Source organism: Kushneria sp. AK178 (assembly GCF_053903105.1).
Window position 1 is genome coordinate 1,347,120 of the sequence record NZ_CP096381.1, and the last position, 22,784, is coordinate 1,369,903.

Sequence of the window (22,784 nt, forward strand, 5' to 3'; positions counted from 1 at the left end):
CATGACATGGCCGGATTCACTGCTTGATCAGGCGGGCGTTGAACCTGATCGGGATGGCGTCATCCAGTCGTTGGTAACCCAGCAACGACAGTACGGTCTGTGCATTGTCCAGCTGCATCAGCTGTTGAGTGTCCACGCTGATCGGTTCGGCAAGGGTGAGGTGGTAGTACTGCTGGTCCAGCCGCTCAAGGGTCAACGGGACCTGCTCGCTGCGCTCAAAGTGATGGCCGCTGGCGGTCAGCGTGACATTACGGGTCGTGGCATCACCCGGCTGCAGATTGCTCAACCAGGCCGGGTTGACCTGCGTTGACAGCGTCACCATGGCCGAGTCGGAGGAAAGCCCCGACAAAAGGCCGCCCAGTCCTCCCTGCTTGCCCAGCAGATCGGTCTGCTCCAGGCGCAGCGGCATCTCGAAGTACCCCTCATCATTGATGGTGCCTTCCAGGTCGGAGACGTGATAGGTCCGCTCCATTGGCCCGCGCTGCCCCTGACCCGACACATGGGCAGTAATCTCGCTATCGGCCGGTATAAATCGCCAGGCGGCCTGCGCCTGGGGTATCAGCGCAAGCGTTGCGGCTGCCATACCCAGCATCTTCCAGAAACGGTCACGCATGCGCACACTCCTTGTTGATAAACGGCTCTGGTCTCACGGCGGTGCTTTGGGTATCATACGCAACCGCATTATCAGGGCCTATAGCTCAGTTGGTTAGAGCAGGGGACTCATAATCCCTTGGTCGCAGGTTCAAGTCCTGCTGGGCCCACCAATCCCCTTGGTACACTCTTTCCCGCGTTTCTATCCTCGCTCGGGCAACGCATCAGCGCTGTATCGCCGGGTGCCCTTGACCGTTCCCACGGATGTCCGTGCTATTGCGGCGACCTGCAAAGCGCCCTGCCACCGGACCGCAGTGCCCGCGTGAACCCCGACAGTAACCGAGCCATCCATGACCGATAGTTGTGACGCGGGTCTTGAACGTTAGAGGGCATCCGTGCCAGAACGATGCAATGATAAGGCGCGGTCATTCAAGCAACGCATGGCAGTGAAAAAAGAAAGCAGGCAAGGGGTGTGTGCTTTGAAACGCGTCAGTCCCTTGAAACATCACGTATGCGTACGCAAGGGAGTAGTCTCGTCAGCGCCTGTCGAACGGATCATGGCAGACACAGCACAGCTTGTTGCCATCCGGGTCACGCAGGTAGGCGCCATAAAAGTAGTCGTGATACTGCGAGCGCAAGCCGGGAGCGCCTTCATCGGCGGCGCCGAGCGCGATGCCGGTGGCGTAAAAATGATCCACCAGGTCATGGCTGTGTGCCCTGAAGGCGACCATTGTACCGTTGCCGGGTGTGGCGACGTTGCGATCCAAGGGGGTGCAGACAAGGAACAGGGTTCTTTCCTGCGGGGCGGCATAGCACAGCCATTTATGGTCGCTGTCGTCGTCTTCATGACGGTACAGGCCGATGCAACTCAGCAGCGGATCGTAAAATTCCCTGGCTTGCGCCAGGTCATTACTGCCTACCATGACATGGCTCAGCATGGTTTCTTGACTCCGGCATCTGCTGTTCTGGCAGGTATGGATGGGGACGATCGAACAGGTGACGTCATGAACTTTATCGTAATTGAACGGGCAGACAATAACAGGGCCATGGCAACGATATCATCAGGGCTAGCGCCAAATGATCAAACAGGCACTGTATAAGCCGCAGGAAGACGTATTCGAGGGGACACAAAATCGCGGTTACTGCTGCAGGGCAATAACCGCGATCAGCTTCCATGCTGATGGAAGCATTCCATGCTTCAGGCACTCCTTGCGCGATGTGAATCCTTCCACACCCCTAGACTATTGACCCGGGAAGCCACACACCATAGCCCTTCCATGAAAAAGGGCAGAATTCACTATCGGCCATGAAATGATCCGGATTATTAACCTGACCTATTAGTCCAGCTTCTCAAGGTGTTGCTCAAAAAGCCGTGTCAGGTGAAAAAGGACATTAAATCACGCAGTAGTTGAAGAGTATTGCTGATTGCTTCTGCCATGAGAGAGACCTCCTTAACAAATCGCGGGTGGCAAGGGCCGACAGCGCCTGAAGTAACGCAGACGGTTGATACAGGATTCGAAGCCGCTGACAGGAAGTATGACCTGGTATCACGCCATCAGCGAGTCACACGATAGACAAAATCATCGCTGGCTCGCTGATAGCGACTGATCCCGAGCGGTCCTGCTCCGGCGCGTTTGCCGTCTCGCTGTATGGCCCGGCAGGTGATGTCGGTATGGCCGGTAAAGGGTCTCAGGCCGGTCTTGACGGCTGTCTCCAGCAGGGCATAGCAAACCCCGTTATTGAAGGGTTCGAGCTCCTCGTCGCTGTAGTGATGCCCTCCCGAGTAAGTCAACTCGACGGTAATGTCTTCGACGGTCAGCGAGCGAACGTCGTAGCTGACCAGCCGGTCATCCTTGAGCATCCTGTCGAGTGTTGCCGTGAATGGCCCCTCGGGCAGTGCGTCGGCCCGGGCCGTGGATAAACCGCTCGACAGGCAAAGACCGGTCAGCATGAGCACAGATAAAAATTTCCGCTTCATGGCACTCTCTTGATGTCGGTGTACTAATATGTTGCCCGTTTCGGGACTAAAACGCTGTGCTGAAAAAGATTGCCCATGTTAAGTTGGCGTCCGACTGAATTCTTGCCTAGTCTGAAAAAGTGATTGTTTTCGAAAAGGAGGTTCGAAATGACGTTCAAGGGTATCGCTACTTCCGCAGTGCTTGCATCCGTTATCGGACTGGTGGGCTGCTCCGGCAATGATGTGAAAAACCAGTCCCCCTATGCACAGGCTGATGGCCGTTATCAGGGCACACTGCCGTGCGCTGACTGTGCTGGTATCAGAACGAATCTGCAGATTCGCAACCAGGACAATACCGGCGCAAGCTTTACTCTCGACAGCACCCGTCTGGGTCAGAGCGAAGAACCGATGCGCACTCAGGGGCAGGTCCTGATTAAGGAAAACGTCGGCCCCAACAGCTATCCGCTGGTCTATGAGCTGAAAAACGGTCAGGGCAGCACCATCTACAATCTGCTGCCGGTAGGCAACGGTGATATGCGTTTGCTGGATCGTAACTATTCGCGCATTGATTCCAGCGATAACCTGACGCTCAAGCGCGTCAACTAAACCGGTTGACGTTCGAGCCTGAAGAACCCGGTCCATGTGGCCGGGTTTATTGCAGGTATCAGTAACCCGGTACAGGAGATTGACATGGGTGATCTGTCTGAAGAAATGAGGATGCCAACCGCGTGTCCCGAGTGCGGCAGCCATAGCGTTCGCCTGTCAGAAGTGAAAAACCCTGCTGATAAGGTCTTTTGCTCGTCGTGCAATACGGTTCGCGGTATCTACTCCGATCTTAAAAAAGAGCTTGAAAACAAGCCCAAGAGCGAAAGCGAAAAACTGCTTGAAGAAGTGGTCAATAAAAAGGGCGATCCTTCTACGCCGTCATCGTAGCCATATCGGCTATCCCGATCGCTTGTACCGTATTGAAAGAGCCCGCTTCCATGTCGATGGAAGCGGACTCTTGCGTGGATGATGAGTCAGCCGGTATCAGGTCTTGATGCCACCCCAGTTGCGGCGATGACAGTCGCACTGGCTATCCTGACAGGGCTGGTTGTCCGGATGTGATGAAGCGCAGGCTTCACAGCAATAGGACTTGCCGTTGACCACCGGAGCGGTGTCAGGGACGACACATTCACAGTAGGTGCAGTCACAGATGCGTTGTGTCATGAAGGGCTCTCCTTTTTCGATGAGGTAGCGATGGTGCCTTGACCTGTCTCAAGCATAGGCCATTGTGGCTGAACGGCGCCTTGAGTCCGCTAGCCCACGAAGATATTGGCAATGAAAAGCCCTGCCAGCGCGGTTGCCCAGCCCAGGGTGGTCGGCACTGACACCATCAGAAGCTGATGTTTGGTGCTCTTGACGCCCAGCATGCGGTTGACCACCCAGAAATAGCTGTCGTTGAAGTAGCTGAAAAACAGCGCCCCCAGACAGGCGGCCTGAGCGGCGAGCACCATGTTGACGTCCGGCATGGCAGAAATAATGGGGGCAGAAATGGAGGCCCCGGTGATCATCGATACCGTGCCGCTGCCCTGGGCAAAGCGCACCAGCGTGGCAATGATGAAAGGAATCAAAAAGGCTGGCAGGGCCAGCGAGGCAATCTGGGAGCCAATGTAGTCGCCGGCACCGCTGGCCCGCAGTACCGCCCCCAATGCGCCGCCGGCACCGGTGACCAGCAGGATGATACCGGCACTTTCTACGCCCTTTTCCAGATGACGAAGCACGTCCTCACGCGGCATTTTCGGCACCAGCCCATAGACAGCCACCAGCACGCCAATGCCCACAGCAATGACCGGGTTACCGAAAAAGGTAATCAACTGACCTACCAGAGAGTTTTCGACGCTCAGACTGTCATTGAGCCCCGCCACGGCGCTGAACAGCGTATTGAGAAAGATCAGCCCGATCGGCAGCGCGATGGGCATGATGGATCGCCTAAGAGAGGGCAGTTCGTGCTCGCCGAGCTGCGGTAACTCATTGTCGTCCGCCGCTGTCGTCAGGCCCTGACCGGTCTCGCGCTCGATCATGGTCTCGATGCGCGGCCCCATGAAACGGGCGTAAAGCACCATCACGATCAGCGCCGGTGTGGTGAAGACCACCCCCCAGGCGATCATCAGGCCCACGTCGACACCGAAAATGCCCGCCACGCCCAGCGGCCCCGGCGTCGGCGGGACAGCGCTGTGCGTCACGATCAGACCGGAGCCCAGTGCGATACCCAGCGTCAGGACCGAGCGTCCGCTGTTGCGCGCCAGCGCTCGTACCAGTGGATTGAGAATGACGTAGGCCGAGTCACAAAAGATCGGGATCGACACGATATAGCCGGTCAGCGCCATCGCCCAGTCCTCGCGCTCCTTGCCCAGCAGACGCAGGATGGTGCGCGCCAGGCGCTGCCCGGCCCCGGACACCTCCAGAATGCGCCCCATCATGACCCCAAACCCGATGACCAGACCGATGGTGGCCAGCGTCGACCCGAACCCGGTTGTGATGGCATCAATGACCTCATTGGCGGGCATGCCGCCGATCAGACCGGCCAGGGAGGCCGCTGCAATCAGCGCCAGCAGCGCATGCACGCGGGTTTTCAATACCAGAAAAATCATTACGAAAATGGCAATGCCCAGCCCGATAATGACCTGAGGGCCTGCAGCGGTGGCTTCTGTCATGAGGAGTCACTCCCGAACGCGAAGGGATCGCCCTGATCACCGGGCGAGGGAAGGATCAGGTATCCTGATCCGCGAGGTAGCGCTGATGGGCACGCACGATGTCGTCAAAGCTGTCATCGACATCAAAGCCCAGCGACAGGGCGTAGCGGTTATCAAACAGCGGTGCCCAGCTATAGACGATCGATTCGATCTCCGGATCGCGCTCGTAGCGGACAAGCGCCCCGGCATCATTACCGGCCACGCGCTCGAGACTCTCGATCATCTTTTTCACCTGGATTGACATGCCCGGCAGGTTGACGGTGCGGCAGGCATCCATGCGCTCGCCCTCCAGCGACAGCGCGTGGGCGAGATTGTTGATGATGGTCCCGGGCGAGCAGATCCAGATGGCAAATTCCGGGTCGATCGGACAGATCGCCTCGTCACCGCTGAGCGGCTCGCGAATGATGGAGCTGGCAAACGATGAGGCTGCCCGGTTGGGGCGTCCCGGACGCACCACGATGGTCGGCAGACGGCATACCCGGCCATCGACAAAACCGCGGCGACTATAGTCGTTGACCAGCAGCTCGCCCATCGCCTTCTGGGTGCCGTAGGACGATAGCGGTTGAGGGGCGGTCTGCTCGGTGAGTGGTTCAGGCATGCCGGGGCCGAAAACGGCCAGTGAACTGCTGAACAAAAAGCGGATGCCGCCCCCGCGATGGCGACAGGCTTCCAGCAGCGCGCGGGTGGCATCGAAGTTGACCCGCATGCCCTCATCGAATTCCGCCTCGGCATGCGAGCTGACAATCGCCGCCAGATGGCATACGGCGATCGTATCCTCGCGAAAGGCGCGCTCGATCACGTCGGGGTCACTGATATCACCGACCACCGAGTCGATGCGTGAATCGTCCAGCGGGCAGGGCGCCAGATCCAGGCTGGTGACATGGCTGATGGGCTGGCCGTCGAGCGAGCCCTGCTCGAGCAGTTTTGCGGCCAGTCGCGATCCCAGAAACCCGGCCGCGCCGGTAATGATGATATGCATTGCCTGCTCCCTTTCATTGGTTGTCGAACAACGAGCCTGTCGAATGACGCCCCCGGCACCACCGAGTGGTATCACTCCCGGGGCGTAGTGCCTCCTGCGATTGTTTGTGATGCTGTCTGACAACTATTGAACGGAGCAATATGATCATTGGTCGAACGATCGGCGTCGGTGCACCGCAACGATATCGACACAGGTGGGAAAGATGAGATGGCGCGTCCTCAAGCGCTATCATTCAAAAGGCGTATTGAGTCCTTTCGGCCTTTTTGTAATGTTGTCTGACAACCATTGGGCGGGGCAGGCAGCATGATCATGGATCACATCACTGGCGCCGGCATCTCGGGATCATTGGCGCGACAATGGAAACGGGGTGGCGTTCACCATGACTGAGCCGTTGTCGGCGCGTTCGCCCGGGTTTGCCGAGCAGATTGCCGGCGTCCTGACGCGTGCCATCCATACCGGTGAAATGCGCCCCGGCGCGCGCCTGCCTACCGAGGCCGCCCTTCGCGAGCGCTATGGGGTGAGCCGCACGGTCGTGCGCGAGGCGATCTCGATGCTGCGCAGTGCCGGGCTTGTGGTCTCTCGGCGCGGCAGCGGCAGCTTTGTCGCCGATGAGCCGCAGGTGTCGCTGGTACAGGCGCTGCCCGGCGGGTCGCTGGCCTCCGTGTTGCATCTGCTGGAACTGCGGCGTGCGCTGGAAGGCGAGGCGGCCTGTCTCGCTGCCACGCGCTGTTCCCGCTCACAGCTGCGCCGGCTGCGCCATGCCGTGATCGAAATCGATGAGGCGGTGGAGGCTGGCGAGTCCGGGGTGGATCAGGATCTGGCCTTCCATCGCGCCATCGCCGAGGCCTCGCACAACGAATATTTCATCACGGTGCTGGATTTCTATAACCGCTTTTTGCATCAGGCGATCGGACTGACCCGGCGCAACGAAGCGCGGCGCGAGACGTTCGTGGCCGAAGTGATCAGCGAGCACGACGCGATCATCGACGCCATCGCCGCCGGTGACGGCGAGCGCGCCCGCCGGGCGGCCTGGTGGCACATGGATCAGGCGTGCCGCCGGCTCAACGATATCCCGCCGTCGCTGATCGAGGGGTTCGAGCACGGCGGCAGCGACCATCAGAACTAACCACACGAGGCAGCACGGATATGGCAGACAGGCTCAGGGCAGGCGTTATCGGGCTGGGATCGATGGGGCTGGGCATGGCCACCTCACTGGTACGCGAAGGGTTCGACACCCGTGGATGTGACATCAACCCCGCTGCGCTTGAAAAGCTGGCCGAGGCCGGGGGAACGCCGGTCTTGAGTCCGGCCGACATGGGCAGCGACGTCGATATCGTCTTTCTGGTGGTAGTCAATGCCGAGCAGATGCGTCAGGTGCTCCTTGGTGACAACGGCCTTGCGAGCACGCTGGCATCGGGAAGCATCGTGGTGGGCTGCGCCACCGCCGCGCCGGATGCCGTGATCGCACTGGCCGATGAACTGGCGGCCCGGGGCATTCACTATCTCGACATCCCCATCTCCGGCGGGGCGGTCAAATCCGCCGCCGGCGAGCTGACGCTGATGGCCTCCGGGCCGTCAGAAGTCTTCGAGCGGGCCCAGCCGGCGCTGGATGCCATTGCCGCGACCATCTTCCGGCTCGGTGAGGCGCCCGGGCAGGGCTCGCAGGTCAAGCTGGTCAACCAGCTGCTGGCGGGAGTGCATATCGCTGCCGCCGCCGAGGCGATGGCCTACGGCATCAAAAGCGGCTGTGATCCGCAAACGCTGTATGACGTCATCACTCAGAGTGCCGGCAATTCCTGGATGTTTGAAAACCGCGTGCCGCACATTCTGGATGGGGATTACACCCCGCGCTCGGCGGTGGACATTTTCGTCAAGGATCTGGGATTGGTGCACGACACTGCGCGTGCCGAGCGCTTCCCGCTACCCATGACCGCCCAGGCGCTGACCATGTTCAGCCAGGCCTCGTCGATGGGGTATGGCCGCGAGGACGACGCCGGGGTGGTGCGTATCTTCCCGGGCATTGACCTGCCCGGACACGCCGCCAACGACTGATCCTTACGCCAGGGAGATTCCCATGCCACTGCTGGGCTGTATCGCCGACGATTTTACCGGTGCCACCGATCTTGCCAGCCAACTGGTCAGTATCGGCATGCGCACCGTCCAGACCATTGGCGTCCCCGATGAGGGACTTGCCGATGAACTCCAGAACGTTGATGCCGTTGTGGTCGCGCTCAAGAGCCGCACGATTGCGGCGCCAGAGGCGGTCGCGCAGTCGCTGGCGGCGCTTGAATGGCTCCGGGCGCGGGGCTGCGAGCAGTTCTACTTCAAGTACTGCTCCACCTTTGACTCGACCGCCGAGGGCAACATCGGGCCGGTCACCGATGCGCTGATGGCAGCGCTCGATGTGCCTTTCACGGTTGCCTGTCCGGCGCTGCCGGCCAATCGCCGCACCGTCTACAACGGCTACCTGTTCGCGGGTGGCGTACCGCTCAACGAAAGCGGCATGCAGGATCACCCGCTGACGCCGATGACGGATGCCAATCTGGTCCGCGTCATGGGCAGCCAGACGCGCCACCGGGTCGGGCTGGTCGAGTTTGATTGCGTCCGGCAGAGCAGTGAGGCGGTGCGACACCGCTTTGATACGCTGCAGGCCGACGGCGTGGGTGTCGCGATTCTCGACGCCATCGAGCAGCGCGATCTGGAAGTCCTCGGGGAGGCGTGTCGTGACCTGACGCTGGTGACCGCCGGCTCCGGCCTGGCGCTGGGCCTTGGCGCGCGCTGGGCGGATCAGCTGACCGGCGACAACGCCGCACAGCTGCCGGCCGTCCCGGGGCGTGAGGCGCTTCTGAGCGGCAGCTGCTCAAGAGCCACGCTGGCCCAGGTCGAGCACGCCAAAAGGCACTATCCGCACTATTTCCTCGATGCCCAAAAGCTTGCCGCCCACTATCGCGACGAAGTCGATGCGGCGCTGGCGCTGTGTCGCGAGCAGCTCGATCAGGGGCCGGTGCTGATTTATGCCAGTGCCTCGCCCGAGACGGTAAAGGCCGCGCAGCAGGCGCTGGGCGTGCAGCAGGCCGGCGAGATCGTCGAGCGCGCGCTGGGGGAGATCGCCGAGGCCCTGGTCGAAGAGCTCGGCGTGCGTCGCCTGCTGGTGGCCGGCGGCGAAACCGCCGGCTCGGTGGTCAGCGCCCTCAATGTGAAGGGCCTCCAGATCGGGCCGAGCATCGACCCGGGCGTGCCCTGGACGGTGACGCTGGGCACCGGCGAGCGGCTTTCACTGGCGCTCAAGTCGGGCAATTTCGGTAGCGAAGACTTCATGACCAAAGCCTGGGAGCGCATGCCATGAGCCATATCAATACCCATTCGGAAGAAAACCGCCTGCGCGAGGAGATCAGCGCGATCGGCCGTGCCTTTCGCCAGTTGGGTCTCGCCCCCGGCACCTCCGGCAACCTCAGCGCCAAATGCGAGGGCGGCTGGCTGATGACGCCCACCAACGCAAGCCTTGGCGAGCTCGATCCGGCCGCGATTTCCAAGCTCGACTGGGACGGCAATCTGCTCTCCGGCAAACCGCCCACCAAGGAGTCCTTCCTGCATCGCGCCTTCTATGAGTCGCGCGAGGAGGCCGGTGGCGTCATCCATCTGCACTCGACCTACGCCTCGGCAGTCTCCTGTCTCAAGGGGCTGGACGCGCGCTCGTGCATTCCGCCGATCACGCCCTATTTCGTGATGCGCGTGGGGCGTCTGCCGCTCTTGCCCTATTTCCAGCCCGGCGACCCGGCCATGGGGGATGCGGTGCGCGAATACGCCCCCGAGTACAGCGCCGTGCTGCTGGCCAATCACGGCCCGGTGGTGGCCGGCAAGAGTCTGGAAGCGGCGCGCAACGCCATCGAGGAGCTCGAGGAGACCGCGCGTTTGTTTCTGCTGCTCCAGGGACAGCAGATCAATACGCTCGATGATGAGCAGATCGACGGTCTGCGACAGCAGTTCGGTGCGCGCTGGTAGTGATGTTGCGCCCGGTGCCTGTGGGTGCCGGGGCATGACGTCTGTTGTCGTTCATTTCCCATCAAGGAGCTTTCATGCCGCGCTTTGCTGCCAACCTCACCACGATGTTCAACGAAGTCGACTTCATGCAGCGCTTTGAACGGGCCGCAGGGCAGGGCTTTGAGGCGGTGGAATATCTCTTTCCCTACGCCTTTGACGCTGATGATATCGCTCGCGAACTCAAGCGTCATGACCTGAAGCAGGTGCTGTTCAATCTGCCGGCCGGCGACTGGGAGGCCGGCGAGCGCGGTCTCGCGGCGCTGCCCGGGCGTGAAAGCGAGTTCCGCGACAGCGTCGAAACGGCGATTCGCTATGCTCATGCGCTGAATTGCCCGCGGCTGCATGCCATGGCCGGTGTGGCCGGCGAAGGCGCCGATATTCAGGCCATGCACGAGACTTATCTCGACAACATCCGCTTCGCCGCGCGCCGGCTCAGGGAGGAGGGCATCATGCTGCTGCTCGAGCCGATCAACAGCCGCGACATGCCCGGCTACTTCTTTAACTACCAGCATGAGGCACACGAGGTGATCGAGACGCTGGGCGAGCCCAACATGCAGGTACAGATGGATCTCTACCATGCCCAGATCATGGAGGGCGATCTCTGGGCAACCTTTCAGGAGTATCGTGAAGGGGTCGGCCATCTCCAGATTGCCGGGGTGCCCGAACGTCATGAGCCCGATACCGGCGAGGTCAACTATCCCTGGCTGTTCGAACAGCTCGACCGCGCCGGCTTCGACGGCTGGCTGGGCTGTGAATACAAGCCCCGCGGTGAGACGGCGGCGGGGCTCGGGTGGTTTGCGCCCTGGCGTCGGGGCTGACGCCAGAGAAGATGGATGCTGTCGGCCCGGCGCTCAGGCGCGCTCGGTCAAACTCAGCATCGAGCCCTCCTTTTCGGCAGCAATGTGCCAGGCCAGCGCCTTTTCCAGGCAGTGGGGCGTGTGGCCACCGCGCTGACACGCTTCACGAAAGTAGTCACGCAGCGCGGGGCGATACAGCGGGTCACTGCACCGCTCGATAATCACCTCGGCGCGCTCGCGCGGCGCCAGCCCGCGCAGATCAGCCAGACCATGTTCGGTGACCAGAATGTCGACGTCATGCCCGTTGTGGTCCACGTGGCTTGCAAAGGGCACGAGGCTTGAAAGCGCGCCGTTTTTGGCGGTCGACTTGGTAATGAAGATCGACAGATGGCCGTTGCGGGCGAAATCGCCCGAGCCGCCGATGCCGTTCATCATTTGTGTACCGTTGACGTGGGTCGAGTTCACGTTGCCGTAGATGTCGGCCTCGAGCGCGGTATTGATCGCAATGATGCCCAGACGCCGCACGATGCCAGGATGATTCGACATCTCCTGCGGCCGCAGCACGATGCGGTCGCGATAGTCCGCCAGATGGGGCCAGACCCTTTTGCCGCACTCCTCCGACAGCGTGATCGAGCTGCCCGAGGCAAAGGTCATCCTGCCACTGTCGAGCAGATTGAACGTGCTGTCCTGGAGAACCTCCGAGTACATGGTCAGATTCTCGAACGGCCCGTCGATCAGACCGTTGAGCACGGCATTGGCCATGGTGCCGATGCCGGCCTGCAGTGGCATCAGCGAGGGCGGCAGGCGACCCACTTCAACCTCGTGTTCGAAAAAGCCGATCAGGTGCCGGGCAATGCGCCGGGTGTCTTCGTTGGGCACACCCACCGTGGAGGGGCTGTCCTGGCCTTTGGTCAACACGATGGCGGCGATTTTGTCCGGGTCGATGGCGATGTGGGGCGTGCCGATGCGGGTGCCGGCATCAGTCACCGGGATGGGCTGGCGGGCCGGGCGCATCTGCGGAATATAGATGTCATGCAGACCGATCAGCGCCTCGGGCGTGTTGAGGTTGAGCTCCACGATGACCCTGTCAGCCAGAATCGCAAAGCTTGCCGAATTGCCCACCGAGGCCGTGGGGACGATGCCGCCGTCCTCGGTAATCGCACAGGCCTCGATCACGGCCACATCGATATGACCCAGCTGCTTGTTGCGCAGCTGCTCGACGGTTTCCGACAGGTGCTGGTCAATGAACATTACCTCGCCGCGGTTGATGGCGGCTCTGAGCGTGGCGTCCACCTGAAAGGGCATGCGCCGTGCCAGCACGCCGGCCTCGGTCAGATGGCGGTCGATGTCATTGCCCAGCGACGCCCCGGTCATCAGGCTGATCTTCAACGGATCGCGCTGTGTCCGGCGTGCCAGCGCCAGCGGCACGTCCTTGGCTTCCCCAGCGCGTGTAAAGCCGCTCATGCCGACAATCATGCCGTCCTGAATCAGTTCGGCGGCTTCATCGGCGCTCATCAGGCGCGATTCCCATCCCTTCAACTGACAGCGGTCGCTGGCGGTGACTTTCATGTCGCTTCTCCTTCCCGAATCATCCCGGATAACGGCGCGGGGGATACGTTGATGTCATACAACTCTCTGATACCCAACGTTATACGCTTGCAGCAGGGCAATCCGTGCGCCAGATCAAAAACCACGAAAAAGGGCCCTCGAAAGGGCCCTGACAGGAAGCAGGAGATGGCTTACATCAGCTCTCTTTTAGGGCCGGTGCGCACGTGCGTGGTGTAGAGCGTCAGCCCCGTAAAGGCCAGCCCGCCGGCCAGGTTGCCCAGCACGGTGGGGATCTCGTTCCACCACATGTAGTCCCAGATCGAGAAATCCCCGCCCATGATCAGCGCCGAGGGAAAGAGGAACATGTTAACGATCGAGTGCTCAAAACCCATGTAGAAAAACAGCATGATGGGCATCCACATGGCGATCACCTTGCCGCTGACCGAAGTGGAAATCATCGCGCCCACCACGCCCATCGACACCATCCAGTTACACAGCATGCCGCGCATGAAAATGGTGAACCAGCCGGCCAGCCCGTGCTCGGCGTAGCCCAGGGTGCGCGCCTTGCCGATGCTGGCGATTTTGTCGCCGATCTCTCCCGGCGCGATGGAGAATCCGTAGGTCAGAATGAAGGCCATCATGAAGGCGACGGTCAATGCGCCACCGAGATTGCCCAGAAACACCCAGCCCCAGTTGCGCAGAATGCCTCGGGGCGTGACGCCGGGGCGACGGTCCAGCAGCGCCAGCGGGGTGAGCATGAACACGCCCGTGAGCAGGTCAAAGCCCATCAGATAGAGCATGACAAAGCCGACCGGGAAGAGCATCGCCCCCACTAGCGGCTGGCCGGTCTGTACCGTAATGGTCACGGCAAAAGCCGCGGCCAGCGCCAGGATAGCGCCGGCCATGAAGGCACGAATCAGCGTGTCGCGCGTGGACATCGAAATCTTGGACGCGCCGGAATCCACCATTTTGGTGGCGAATTCCGCAGGAGTCAGATAGGACATGGTATGGCCTCGGATGGTGTTGTTATGCCATGGATCGGCAAAGGGTGGGGCAGCAGCGCGATTTTTTGTGGTTGTTCTCGAGATGGATTCTTGAATTGGTCATCGCCATGCGCTGTCGCCGATGCCCGGTGCCAACAGTGTTTGAACCAGCAGCGTCCGAAACCGCCTCGACGGCGGTTTCAGACAGTCGGCAGCAAGACCGGCGAGATCAGTCAATGACGACGCGCTCGCCCTCGAGTCGCACGTTAAAGGTGTCAAGGCGCACCCGGTCGTCTTCCAGGCAGACGCCATCGGTGAGCCGGAAGTGCTGCTTGTAGATGGGCGAGGCAATCACCGGTTCGCCATCCTTGTCGCCCACAATGCCGCGACCGATCACGTTGGCCTTCGAGAAGGGGTCATGGTGATCGATGCCAAACACCTCGGGCCCGCTCTGGCGATCGCGCCCTCTAGGCAGATAAAACAGCGCAATCTGGCGGCCGTTGTGCAAAACCACCACGCCCGAGTCGTCGACCAGATCCTGGACACCACACAGCACCCGGGGTGTGTTGTTGATCGCAGTTGCAGTGCTCATCAGCGGATCTCCACGGCAAGGGACTCGATTTCATCGGCGCGCGCCGGACGGGGCTGGTCACGTTCGGTGACGTTGACGATGTCCGGGTCGCTGCTGTTGTCGTTGACGAAGGTGCGAAAACGCTTGAGCTTTTCCGGATCGCCCAGCGCATTGGCCCACTCGCACTCGTAGGTCGACACCACGTGCTGCATCTGGCGCTCGAGCTCTTCACCCAGGCCCAGCGAGTCGTCGACGATCACCTCCTTCAAGAAGTCGAGACCGCCTTCGAGACTTTCGCGCCACACCGAGGTGCGCTGCAGCTTGTCGGCGGTGCGCACGTAAAACATCAGGAAGCGGTCGATATAGCGAATGAGCGTGGCGCTGTCGATATCGGTGGCAAAGAGCTCGGCGTGGCGCGGGCGCATGCCGCCGTTGCCGCACACGTACAGGTTCCAGCCGGCCTCGGTGGCGATCACGCCGATATCCTTGCCCTGTGCCTCGGCGCATTCGCGGGTGCAGCCGGAGACCCCCATCTTGATCTTGTGCGGGGTGCGCAGGCCCTTGTAGCGATGCTCGAGCTCCAGCGCCATGCCCACGCTGTCCTGCACGCCGTAGCGACACCAGGTGTTGCCCACGCAGGACTTCACCGTCCGAATGGATTTGCCGTAGGCGTGGCCGGTCTCGAAGCCGGCGTTGATCAACTCCTCCCAGATATCCGGCAGCTCGTGAAGCTCGGCGCCGAAAAGATCGATGCGCTGGCCGCCGGTGATCTTGGTGTAGAGGTCATATTTTTTGGCCACTTCCCCCAGCGCGACCAGCTTGTCGGGGGTGATCTCGCCGCCGGCGACCCGGGGCATGACCGAGTAGGTGCCGTTTTTCTGCATGTTGGCCATGAAGGTGTCGTTGGTGTCCTGCAGCGCCACGTTCTGCGGGTCCATGATCGGCTGGTTCCAGCAGGTGGCGAGAATCGAGCCGATGGTCGGCTTGCAGATATCGCACCCCAGCCCGTGGCCGTGCTTTTCCAGCAGCTCGTCAAAGGAGGTGATCTCCTCGACGCGTACCAGGGCGTAGAGTTCCTGACGGGTGTACTGGAAGTGCTCGCAGAGGCTTTTGTCCACTTCCATGCCGCGGGACTCGAGCTCGTGCTCGAACACCTGCTTCAAGAGTGCTGCGCAGCCGCCGCAGCCGGTGCTGGCCTTTGTCTCGATCTTGAGGGCGGCAATGTCGGCGCAGCCTTCGTCAACGGCCCGGCACACCGCGCCCTTGGTGACGTTGTGACACGAGCAGACCATGGCGGTGTCGGGCAGGGCATCGGCGCCCAGCATCAACGCGCCACCCTCGCTTTGCGGCAGGATCAGGGCGGCCGGGTCCTCGGGCAGATCGATGCCATTCTGGACGTACTGCAGCAGGGTGTCGTAGTAGCTGTTATCGCCGACCAGGATCGCTCCCAGTGCCTTCTTGCCATCGCTTGAGACCACCAGTCGGCGATAGCCGCTGCCGGCCTCGTCGATCCAGCGATAGCTTTTGGCCCCCTCGGTGGTGGCGAAGGCGTCGCCGATCGAGCCCACATCGACGCCCAGCAGCTTGAGCTTGGTCGACATGTCCGCGCCGCTGAAGGGCTCACATACATCGGTGAGACAGCCGGCCACGGTGCGCGCCATGGTGTAGCCCGGCGCCACCAGGCCGAAGATCTGCCCGTTCCACAGGGCGCATTCGCCGATGGCAAAGATCTCCGGATCGGAGGTGCGACAGGTCTCGTCGATGACAATACCGCCGCGCTCGCCGATCTCCAGACCGCAGTCGCGGGCAAGCCCATCCTGCGGACGAATGCCGGCGGAAAAGAGCACCAGATCGGTATCAAGATGATCACCATTCTGGAAGTTCATGCGGTAGGCGTACTCGCCGTCCGGCGTGGCCGCGATCTCTTCGGTGGCCTGTCCGGTGTGAACGCCCACACCCAGCGCCTCGATGCGCTCGCGCAGGGCCGTACCGCCCTGATCATCGAGCTGGACCGGCATCAGGCGCGGGGCGAACTCCACCACGTGAGCTTCAAGCCCGAGGGATTTGAGCGCGTTGGCCGCTTCAAGCCCCAAAAGGCCACCGCCGATCACCACGCCGCGGCGGGCATGGGCGGCGTGGTCGCGAATGGCGTCGAGATCGTCCAGCGTGCGATAGACCAGTCTGGCCTGCGGGTGTTCGCTGACCTCCGGCCCCGGGATCGGCGGCACAAAGGGATACGAGCCGGTGGCGATAATCAGGCTGTCGTAGGCCAGGCGTCCCTCGGGGGTAATGATCTCCCCCCGGTTGCGATCGATGCTCGAGATGCGCACGCCCAGATGCAGCGAGATGCCGTGCGTGTCGTGCAGATCGGCTTCGCCCAGGGCGAGGGCATCGGCGTCCTTGCCGGAGAAATACTCCGACAGGTGCACGCGGTCATAGGCGCGGTGGCGCTCGTCGCCGAAGACGTGAATCTGATAGCGCTGTGTCGCGCCGCGTTCGATCAGCTGTTCGACGCAGTGGTGGCCCACCATGCCGTTGCCGATGATGACGAGCTGTTTTTTCTCTTCCTGAATCGTCTCTGGGTGAATCGTCAGGTTCTGCATGATCAGGCAGCCTCCTCAAGCTGTTGGATGGCATCCGTGGCGCCAAAGAGCAGGGTGTCGCGACAGGGCGAGAGATCGTTTTGATCCAGGCTCTGGCGAAAATACCAGGGGCCATCCCGGGTATCGCCGTAGAGCACGGCGCCGACAAGTCGGTTATTGCGCAGAATCAGGCGGCGGTAGTCGCCGTGGGCGGCATCGAGATAGCGCAGCACCTCGTCGTCGGGGGCGTTTTCCAGTGCGCCGAAGGCGTAAAGCTCGACGCCGCTGACCTTGAGCCGGGTCGCGCTGGGTGTCAGGGCGTAGCGCCGATCACCGCCGCAGAGCCGGTCGGCCAGCACCTCGACCTGCGCCCAGATGGGGTCGACCAGGCCAAAGGTGGTGCGCTCGAACTCACAGCATTCGCCCAGCGCCATGATGGATGCGTCGCTGGTGGTCAGGGTGTCGTCCACGCGGATCGCCCGATCCCCGGCCAGGCCCGCCTCGAACCCGGGCTCGGCGTTGGGCACGATGCCGGCGGCGACCACCACCAGTCCGGCCTCGAGATAGTCGCCGTCATCCAGCGTCACGCCGGCGACATGGGTGCCATCAGCGCTGTCATAAGCGACGGGGTGGCGCTCGAGACGCAGTGTCAGACCACGGCTCTGGAGCTCTTCAAGCAGCAGGTCGGCGGCGCGATCATCCAGCTGGCGGTTCATCAGATGCGCGGCGCGATGCACCACGGTGACCTCCAGACCGCGCTTGCGCAGCCCTTCGGCCGCCTCGAGTCCCAGCAGCCCGCCGCCGATTACCACGGCGCGATGCGTGCGCTCTTCGGCCGCCATCAGCGAGGCCACATCCTCGGTGGTGCGAAAGCCGTGGATACCGGCCAGCCCGGCGCCGGGCAGATCGAAAAGGCGCGCGCGCGAGCCGGTGGCGATGATCAGGCGGTCGTAGCCGTGATGCTCACCGCGGTCGTCGATGATCTGTCGCGCCGCCCGATCGATGGCAGTGATGCGCCGGCCGCAGTGCAGCCTGATGTTGTGGGCCTCGAACCAGTCCCGGTTGCGCAGGCTGATTGCCGCCTCGTTGACCTCGCCGGCCAGCAGGGGCGAGAGCAGGATGCGGTTGTAGGCCGGGGTGCCTTCATCGCCGAAGACGTGAATCTCCGGCGGCCGCTCGGGCCGGGTCACCAGCGCTTCCAGCAGACGCTGGGTGGCCATGCCGTTGCCGATAATGAGCACGCGCTGCGGGGTAGCGTTGGGTTGGGTGTCACAAAGCGTTGCCATGGGGGCTCTCCCGGCGTGATCGACATGCGGTTGCCTGTTGGTCGATGCAGCAGGCGGTCCTTGAGGGGCGCAGCGCACCGACGATTGTGCGCATGACCAAGCGAAAGCCGTGCCAGAAAGCGGAGAAGGCTTTGATTTCAATCGTTTTACGAGCGTACTTGCTGGCGAGTGGTGCAGCGCGGGCGTTTGATGTCACCAGGAGGGTGCAGCCGGTACGAAGGCGGGCATCCTTTGGTGCATCGAGCCCATACAACGCCCGAACCCGGTGCGGCAGCGCCTTCCTGTCACGGTAAAAACCCTGTTCTGGCCCGGATATTGCTCGTTCAGGCTATCAATACGGGTCGCGCCTTTTTTGATGGATGTCAGATTTTTCCGCATTGAGGTAGACCAATGTCGATGACAGGCGTGGCATGAAAGGGTTGACAGAAATGCCCGGCTGAAGGGCGTTGCCTGCCGTGGAGGAGAACCTTATGGAAACGACCACTACCTGCCCCTACTGCGGGGTCGGCTGCGGTGTGGTGGCTCAACATGACACCGGGCGCTGCGACACGCTTGCGGGCGTGACAGGCGACAAAACGCACCCGGCCAATGAGGGGCGGCTCTGCGTCAAGGGCTCGGCGCTGGCGCAAACGCTGGGTCACGAGGGGCGTTTGATGCACCCCCGGATCGAGGGGCGTGATGTTAGCTGGGACAGGGCGCTCTCTGAGGTCGCCTCGCGGCTGAATGCCATCCGCGCGCATCACGGCGGGGGTGCCATTGCCGGCTATCTCTCCGGTCAGCTGCTGACCGAGGACTATTACATTGCCAACAAGTTCTTCAAGGGCTTTGTGGGCACGCCGCACGTGGATACCAACTCGCGACTGTGCATGGCCTCGGCGGTGGCGGGCTACAAGCGGGCCTTTGGCGCGGACGCCGTGCCCTGCTGCTATGAGGATCTGGAAACGGCGGAGCTGGTGGTACTGACCGGCAGCAATCTGGCCTGGAATCACCCGGTGCTCTATCAGCGCCTGCGCGCGGCCAAAAGCCGCAATCCGTTGATGCGGATCGTGGTCATCGACCCGCGGGTGACCGATACCTGCGAGCTGGCCGATCTCTATCTGCCGGTGCGTGCCGGCAGCGATATTGCGCTCTTCAATGGCCTGCTGAGCTATATGGCGGGCAAGGGCAGGCTGGATCGTGGCTTCATCGAGCACCATACCGAAGGGTTTGATGACGCACTGGCGGCGGCGCAGCAGGAGGTGCCGGACATCGACACCGCCGCCGAACGATGCGGCGTTGATGCCGAGCGACTGGAGACCTTCTACTACTGGTTTGCCACTCAGCTGCACGTGGTGACGCTCTACTCCCAGGGCATCAACCAGTCGAGCAGCGGCACCGATCGGGTCAATGCCATCATCAACTGCCATCTGGCCGGCGGCAGTATCGGCCTGCCGGGGGCGGGCCCCTTTTCGATTACCGGCCAGCCCAACGCCATGGGCGGGCGCGAGGTCGGCGGGCTGGCCAACCAGCTGGCAGCGCACATGGATTATCACACCCCCGGCGCGCTGAATCGGGTGACACGCTTCTGGACTACGCCCCATCAGGTACCAACGTTACCCGACTCGCCCGGTTACAAGGCGCTTGAACTTGTTGAAGCGATCGAGCGCGGCGAGGTTCAGGCGCTGTGGATCATGGCCACCAATCCGCTGGTCAGCCTGCCGGATGCCAACCGGGTGCGCGCCGCCATTCAACAGTGCCCGCTGGTGATTGTCTCCGAGTGCATGGCGCACAACGACACCATGGCGTACGCCGATATCGTGCTGCCGGCCAGCGGCTGGGCCGAGAAGGACGGCACCGTGACCAACTCCGAGCGGCGAATTTCGCGCCAGCGCGGGATATTGCCGCCCCCGGGCGAGGCGCGCCACGACTGGTGGATCATCCGTGAAGTGGCCCGTTACATGGGCTTTGGCGAGGCCTTTGATTACCAGGGCGTGCACGAGATCTTTGACGAGCACGCCCGGCTGTCGGGCTTTGAAAATGACCCGCAGGCCACCCCGGAGGGCGGCTATCGCCTGTTCGACATCTCCGGGCTGGCGGGCATGGATCGCGCGCAATATGACGCGCTCGCGCCGATCCAGTGGCCGGTCAACGCAGCCGCACCGCAGGGCACGGCGCGGCTTTTCGAGAACGCGCGCTTCATGACGTCCAATGGTCGGGCAAGACTGATCGCGGTCTCCTCCCGGCCCGCCATTCAGCAGCCGGACCGTGACGCGCCGCTGCTGCTCAATACCGGGCGCATTCGCGATCAGTGGCACACCATGACCCGCACCGCCCGGGCACCGCGGCTCATGCACCACCGCAGCGAGCCCTTTATCGAGGTGCACCCGGAGACAGCGCGTGACGCCGGCGTCACGGCGGGCCATATTGCCCGGCTGCACAATGCGCTGGGGGAGTATTTCGGTCGCGTGCGCGTGACCACCGCCCAGCCGCGGGACGCGCTGTTTATCCCGATCCACTGGAACGACCGATTTGCCCATCAGGCCCGGGCGTCTGCGCTGATCGCCGCCGTGGGAGATCCGGTGTCCGGTCAGCCCGAATCCAAGCAGGGGCGGGTGGCATTGTCACCGATGGCCGCGCAGTGGGAAGCCTGTCTGCTGCTGGGTCATGACGTACCGGCGCCGCTGACGGAGAGTGACTGGTGGGCGCGTATCCCGCAGGCGCACTGTCAGCGCTGGCAGATGGCCGGCGAGACGTCGCTTGACTGGCACACCTGGTGTGACAACGTCCTCGGCCGGGCCCCCACGCTCTGGAGCGAGGATGACGGTCGCGGCCACTTTCGTGCGGCCTGTATTCAGGGCGGCCGGCTTGTCTGGTGGCTGGCGGTGGCCCCGGTGGGCACGCTCAATGCGATGCTCGGCGATATCGGCTGGCTGGATGACTGCTTTGCCCTTGAGACGCTTGAAAGCGCGCAGCGGCGTCGGTTGCTGGTCGGCCGGGCAGCCAGCGGCGAGGACAGCGGCGCGACGGTGTGCAGCTGCCACCAGGTGGGCGAAAAAACCATCCATCGCGCCATCGCCGGCGGCTGCAACAGCGTCGAGGCACTGGGAGAGAAACTGGCCTGCGGCACCCAGTGCGGCTCCTGTATTCCGGAACTCAAAAAACTCATCGCGGCGCAGACCGAGCGCCGCGATGAGCCGGTCGAGGGGGCGCCGGCCTGACCCTCAGCCGGCGTCGAGTCGGAAGTCGTGCAGCCCTGCGCTGCCGGACTGCACCGCCAGCGTGATGGGGTAGCGGCGCGGCAGCACAAAGCCTGCCAGCGTGATCGAGAGCTGGCGCGTCCCGCCGTGAATCAGCATCTCGACGCTGCCGTGATCGACCCACCACTGGACATGAATGCGCCGGCCATCCAGCTCACCGGCAAGCCGCTCGCCGGGGAAGTGCTGATCAAAGCGCGCCACGCCGCTGTGTCCCTCGCGGCGATAGGTGACCTCGGTGGTGTCCTCGCCGGCGCAGAGGATCAATTGCTGCTGCGTGCCCTGCTGCAGCGACAGCGCCAGCCGGCTGCCGGCGACCGGTTCCAGGGTCAGCTCCCCGCGTACCAGATCGGCGCCGGGGGTGGCCAGCAGATGATCCCCCTCATTCAGCGGTGCCTCCAACGGTGCCACCTCAAGCGGTGAGACCGACCGGGCCAGCTCGGGCACAAAGCGCTGGTGCAGGCGCACTCCTCGGTCAGTGGCGGCCAGATAGAGCTCGCGAGGCAGGGTCATGGCGCCGCGCCAGCCTGCCTGGGGCGCGTGACCGGCGTACTGCCAGTTGTTGAGCCAGGCGATCGCCAGGCGCCGATCGGGCACGTCCGAAAAACTCTGTACGGCGTAAAAATCACGCCCCTGGTCCATCAGCAGTAGCGGCTCATCGGGGTTGTCGTTGTGAAAACGCTCGCCGTCAAAGTGGCCGATGAAGTACTGGGTGAAGGACCCCAGGCTGTCCTGCGGCCCTTCGTGGTCGATCCCCACGCCCACGATCAGCACCCAGCGGCTGGCGGATGCCTCGCCACCGTCAACGGGCAGCTCGAACAGGTCGGGGCACTCCCAGGGGCCGTCGGTGTGGCACCCCTGACCGTGGCCGAACTCGCTGGCCAGCTGCCAGTCGAGCAGATTGGCGGAGGTATAGAAGCGAATATGCTGACCGCAGGCCAGTGCCATGACCCACCGGCCGCTGCGCTCGTGGTAGATCACCTTCGGGTCGCGGAAGTCGCGAAACCCTGGTGCGGCGATGATGGGGTTGCCGGCGTACTTGTGCCAGCTGCGGCCGTTGTCGCGACTCCAGGCGAGATGCTGCGCCTGCTCGTAGTGTTCTCCGTCAGCGTCAAGAAAGCGGTGGGCGGTATAGAAGGCCACCAGGCCTTCGCCGCCGTCGAACAGACTGCTCGCGTCATGGCGGTCGACCACGGCACTGCCTGAAAAGCACATGCCATCATCGGCGGGGGCCAGCGCTACCGGCAGGTGCTGCCAGTGGCAGAGGTCACGGCTGACCGCGTGTCCCCAGTGCATCGGCCCCCAGACAAGGCTGTCGGGATGGTACTGGTAGAACAGATGGTACTCGCCGTCATGGTAGACCAGTCCGTTGGGGTCATTCATCCAGCCCTGCGGTGGCGTAAAGTGGCGCAGCGGTCGTTCGGTCGGGGCGGCAGTATCGGAGCCGGTCATGTTGTCGTCCTGTCAATGAATGGTGGGTG

At 62.6% G+C, this 22,784-nt stretch carries 20 protein-coding genes and 1 tRNA gene; 9 read left to right on the plus strand and 12 right to left on the minus strand.

Annotated features, from left to right (window positions below; all coding sequences use genetic code 11):
* Window positions 1-16: 16 nt before the first annotated feature.
* Complete coding sequence (locus M1D97_RS06030) at window positions 17-613, minus strand: hypothetical protein (RefSeq protein ID WP_456269827.1); 597 nt, start codon at window positions 611-613, stop codon at window positions 17-19.
* A gap of 74 nt (window positions 614-687) precedes the next feature.
* On the opposite strand from M1D97_RS06030, the gene M1D97_RS06035 reads away from it, so the two are divergent.
* Window positions 688-764 (plus strand) — tRNA-Ile (locus M1D97_RS06035).
* Window positions 765-1,127: 363 nt separating this feature from the next.
* Here the strand turns inward: M1D97_RS06035 and M1D97_RS06040 are convergent.
* On the minus strand, window positions 1,128-1,529 hold the full coding sequence (locus M1D97_RS06040; RefSeq protein WP_456269828.1) for a VOC family protein: 402 nt from the start codon (window positions 1,527-1,529) through the stop codon (window positions 1,128-1,130).
* A 617-nt stretch (window positions 1,530-2,146) separates the two neighbouring features.
* Complete coding sequence (locus M1D97_RS06045; protein ID WP_456269829.1) at window positions 2,147-2,569, minus strand: hypothetical protein; 423 nt, start codon at window positions 2,567-2,569, stop codon at window positions 2,147-2,149.
* A gap of 147 nt (window positions 2,570-2,716) precedes the next feature.
* On the opposite strand from M1D97_RS06045, the gene M1D97_RS06050 reads away from it, so the two are divergent.
* A complete protein-coding gene (locus tag M1D97_RS06050; protein ID WP_456269830.1) occupies window positions 2,717-3,154 on the plus strand; it encodes a copper resistance protein NlpE N-terminal domain-containing protein in 438 nt (145 codons plus the stop codon).
* Window positions 3,155-3,238: 84 nt separating this feature from the next.
* Complete coding sequence (locus tag M1D97_RS06055) at window positions 3,239-3,481, plus strand: hypothetical protein (RefSeq protein ID WP_456269831.1); 243 nt, start codon at window positions 3,239-3,241, stop codon at window positions 3,479-3,481.
* 96 nt (window positions 3,482-3,577) lie between these two features.
* Here the strand turns inward: M1D97_RS06055 and M1D97_RS06060 are convergent, their stop codons facing one another.
* The 3 genes from M1D97_RS06060 to denD all read right to left on the minus strand — a co-directional run bounded on the left by M1D97_RS06060 (window position 3,578) and on the right by denD (window position 6,262).
* A complete protein-coding gene (locus M1D97_RS06060) occupies window positions 3,578-3,757 on the minus strand; it encodes a hypothetical protein (protein WP_456269832.1) in 180 nt (59 codons plus the stop codon).
* 89 nt (window positions 3,758-3,846) lie between these two features.
* The gene (locus M1D97_RS06065; RefSeq protein WP_456269833.1) at window positions 3,847-5,244 is read right to left on the minus strand and encodes a GntP family permease; all 1,398 of its coding nucleotides are present in this window, start codon (window positions 5,242-5,244) and stop codon (window positions 3,847-3,849) included.
* 55 nt (window positions 5,245-5,299) lie between these two features.
* Window positions 5,300-6,262 (minus strand): D-erythronate dehydrogenase, encoded by a 963-nt coding sequence (denD, locus tag M1D97_RS06070; RefSeq protein WP_456269834.1) that lies wholly within the window; start codon window positions 6,260-6,262, stop codon window positions 5,300-5,302.
* Window positions 6,263-6,641: 379 nt separating this feature from the next.
* On the opposite strand from denD, the gene M1D97_RS06075 reads away from it, so the two are divergent.
* The 5 genes from M1D97_RS06075 to otnI all read left to right on the plus strand — a co-directional run bounded on the left by M1D97_RS06075 (window position 6,642) and on the right by otnI (window position 11,121).
* A complete protein-coding gene (locus M1D97_RS06075; protein WP_456269835.1) occupies window positions 6,642-7,388 on the plus strand; it encodes a FadR/GntR family transcriptional regulator in 747 nt (248 codons plus the stop codon).
* Window positions 7,389-7,408: 20 nt separating this feature from the next.
* Window positions 7,409-8,314 (plus strand): L-threonate dehydrogenase, encoded by a 906-nt coding sequence (gene ltnD / locus M1D97_RS06080; RefSeq protein ID WP_456269836.1) that lies wholly within the window; start codon window positions 7,409-7,411, stop codon window positions 8,312-8,314.
* Between the two features lie 22 nt (window positions 8,315-8,336).
* The gene (gene otnK, locus M1D97_RS06085) at window positions 8,337-9,608 is read left to right on the plus strand and encodes a 3-oxo-tetronate kinase (RefSeq protein ID WP_456269837.1); all 1,272 of its coding nucleotides are present in this window, start codon (window positions 8,337-8,339) and stop codon (window positions 9,606-9,608) included.
* Window positions 9,605-10,264, plus strand: coding sequence for a 3-oxo-tetronate 4-phosphate decarboxylase (otnC, locus tag M1D97_RS06090; protein WP_456269838.1), 660 nt, complete (start codon window positions 9,605-9,607; stop codon window positions 10,262-10,264). The genes otnK and otnC overlap by 4 nt, the downstream gene beginning before the upstream one ends.
* Before the next feature lie 74 nt (window positions 10,265-10,338).
* Window positions 10,339-11,121, plus strand: coding sequence for a 2-oxo-tetronate isomerase (gene otnI, locus M1D97_RS06095; RefSeq protein ID WP_456269839.1), 783 nt, complete (start codon window positions 10,339-10,341; stop codon window positions 11,119-11,121).
* A gap of 33 nt (window positions 11,122-11,154) precedes the next feature.
* On the opposite strand, the gene M1D97_RS06100 is transcribed toward otnI, so the two are convergent.
* From M1D97_RS06100 to M1D97_RS06120, 5 genes are all read right to left on the minus strand, one after another.
* Window positions 11,155-12,669, minus strand: coding sequence for an acetyl-CoA hydrolase/transferase family protein (locus M1D97_RS06100; RefSeq protein WP_456269840.1), 1,515 nt, complete (start codon window positions 12,667-12,669; stop codon window positions 11,155-11,157).
* Between the two features lie 170 nt (window positions 12,670-12,839).
* Window positions 12,840-13,652 (minus strand): formate/nitrite transporter family protein, encoded by an 813-nt coding sequence (locus tag M1D97_RS06105; RefSeq protein ID WP_456269841.1) that lies wholly within the window; start codon window positions 13,650-13,652, stop codon window positions 12,840-12,842.
* 208 nt (window positions 13,653-13,860) lie between these two features.
* Window positions 13,861-14,223 (minus strand): nitrite reductase small subunit NirD, encoded by a 363-nt coding sequence (nirD, locus tag M1D97_RS06110; RefSeq protein WP_456269842.1) that lies wholly within the window; start codon window positions 14,221-14,223, stop codon window positions 13,861-13,863.
* The gene (nirB, locus tag M1D97_RS06115; protein ID WP_456269843.1) at window positions 14,223-16,805 is read right to left on the minus strand and encodes a nitrite reductase large subunit NirB; all 2,583 of its coding nucleotides are present in this window, start codon (window positions 16,803-16,805) and stop codon (window positions 14,223-14,225) included. Before nirB ends, nirD begins: the two co-directional genes overlap by 1 nt.
* A 2-nt stretch (window positions 16,806-16,807) precedes the next feature.
* Complete coding sequence (locus M1D97_RS06120) at window positions 16,808-18,070, minus strand: NAD(P)/FAD-dependent oxidoreductase (protein ID WP_456269844.1); 1,263 nt, start codon at window positions 18,068-18,070, stop codon at window positions 16,808-16,810.
* 470 nt (window positions 18,071-18,540) lie between these two features.
* Between M1D97_RS06120 and M1D97_RS06125 the strand changes: the two genes are divergently transcribed.
* Window positions 18,541-21,267: a nitrate reductase gene (locus tag M1D97_RS06125; RefSeq protein ID WP_456269845.1), complete on the plus strand. Its 2,727-nt coding sequence runs from the start codon at window positions 18,541-18,543 to the stop codon at window positions 21,265-21,267.
* Window positions 21,268-21,270: 3 nt separating this feature from the next.
* On the opposite strand, the gene M1D97_RS06130 is transcribed toward M1D97_RS06125, so the two are convergent.
* Complete coding sequence (locus tag M1D97_RS06130; protein ID WP_456269846.1) at window positions 21,271-22,755, minus strand: glycoside hydrolase family 32 protein; 1,485 nt, start codon at window positions 22,753-22,755, stop codon at window positions 21,271-21,273.
* Between the last annotated feature and the right edge of the window lie 29 nt (window positions 22,756-22,784).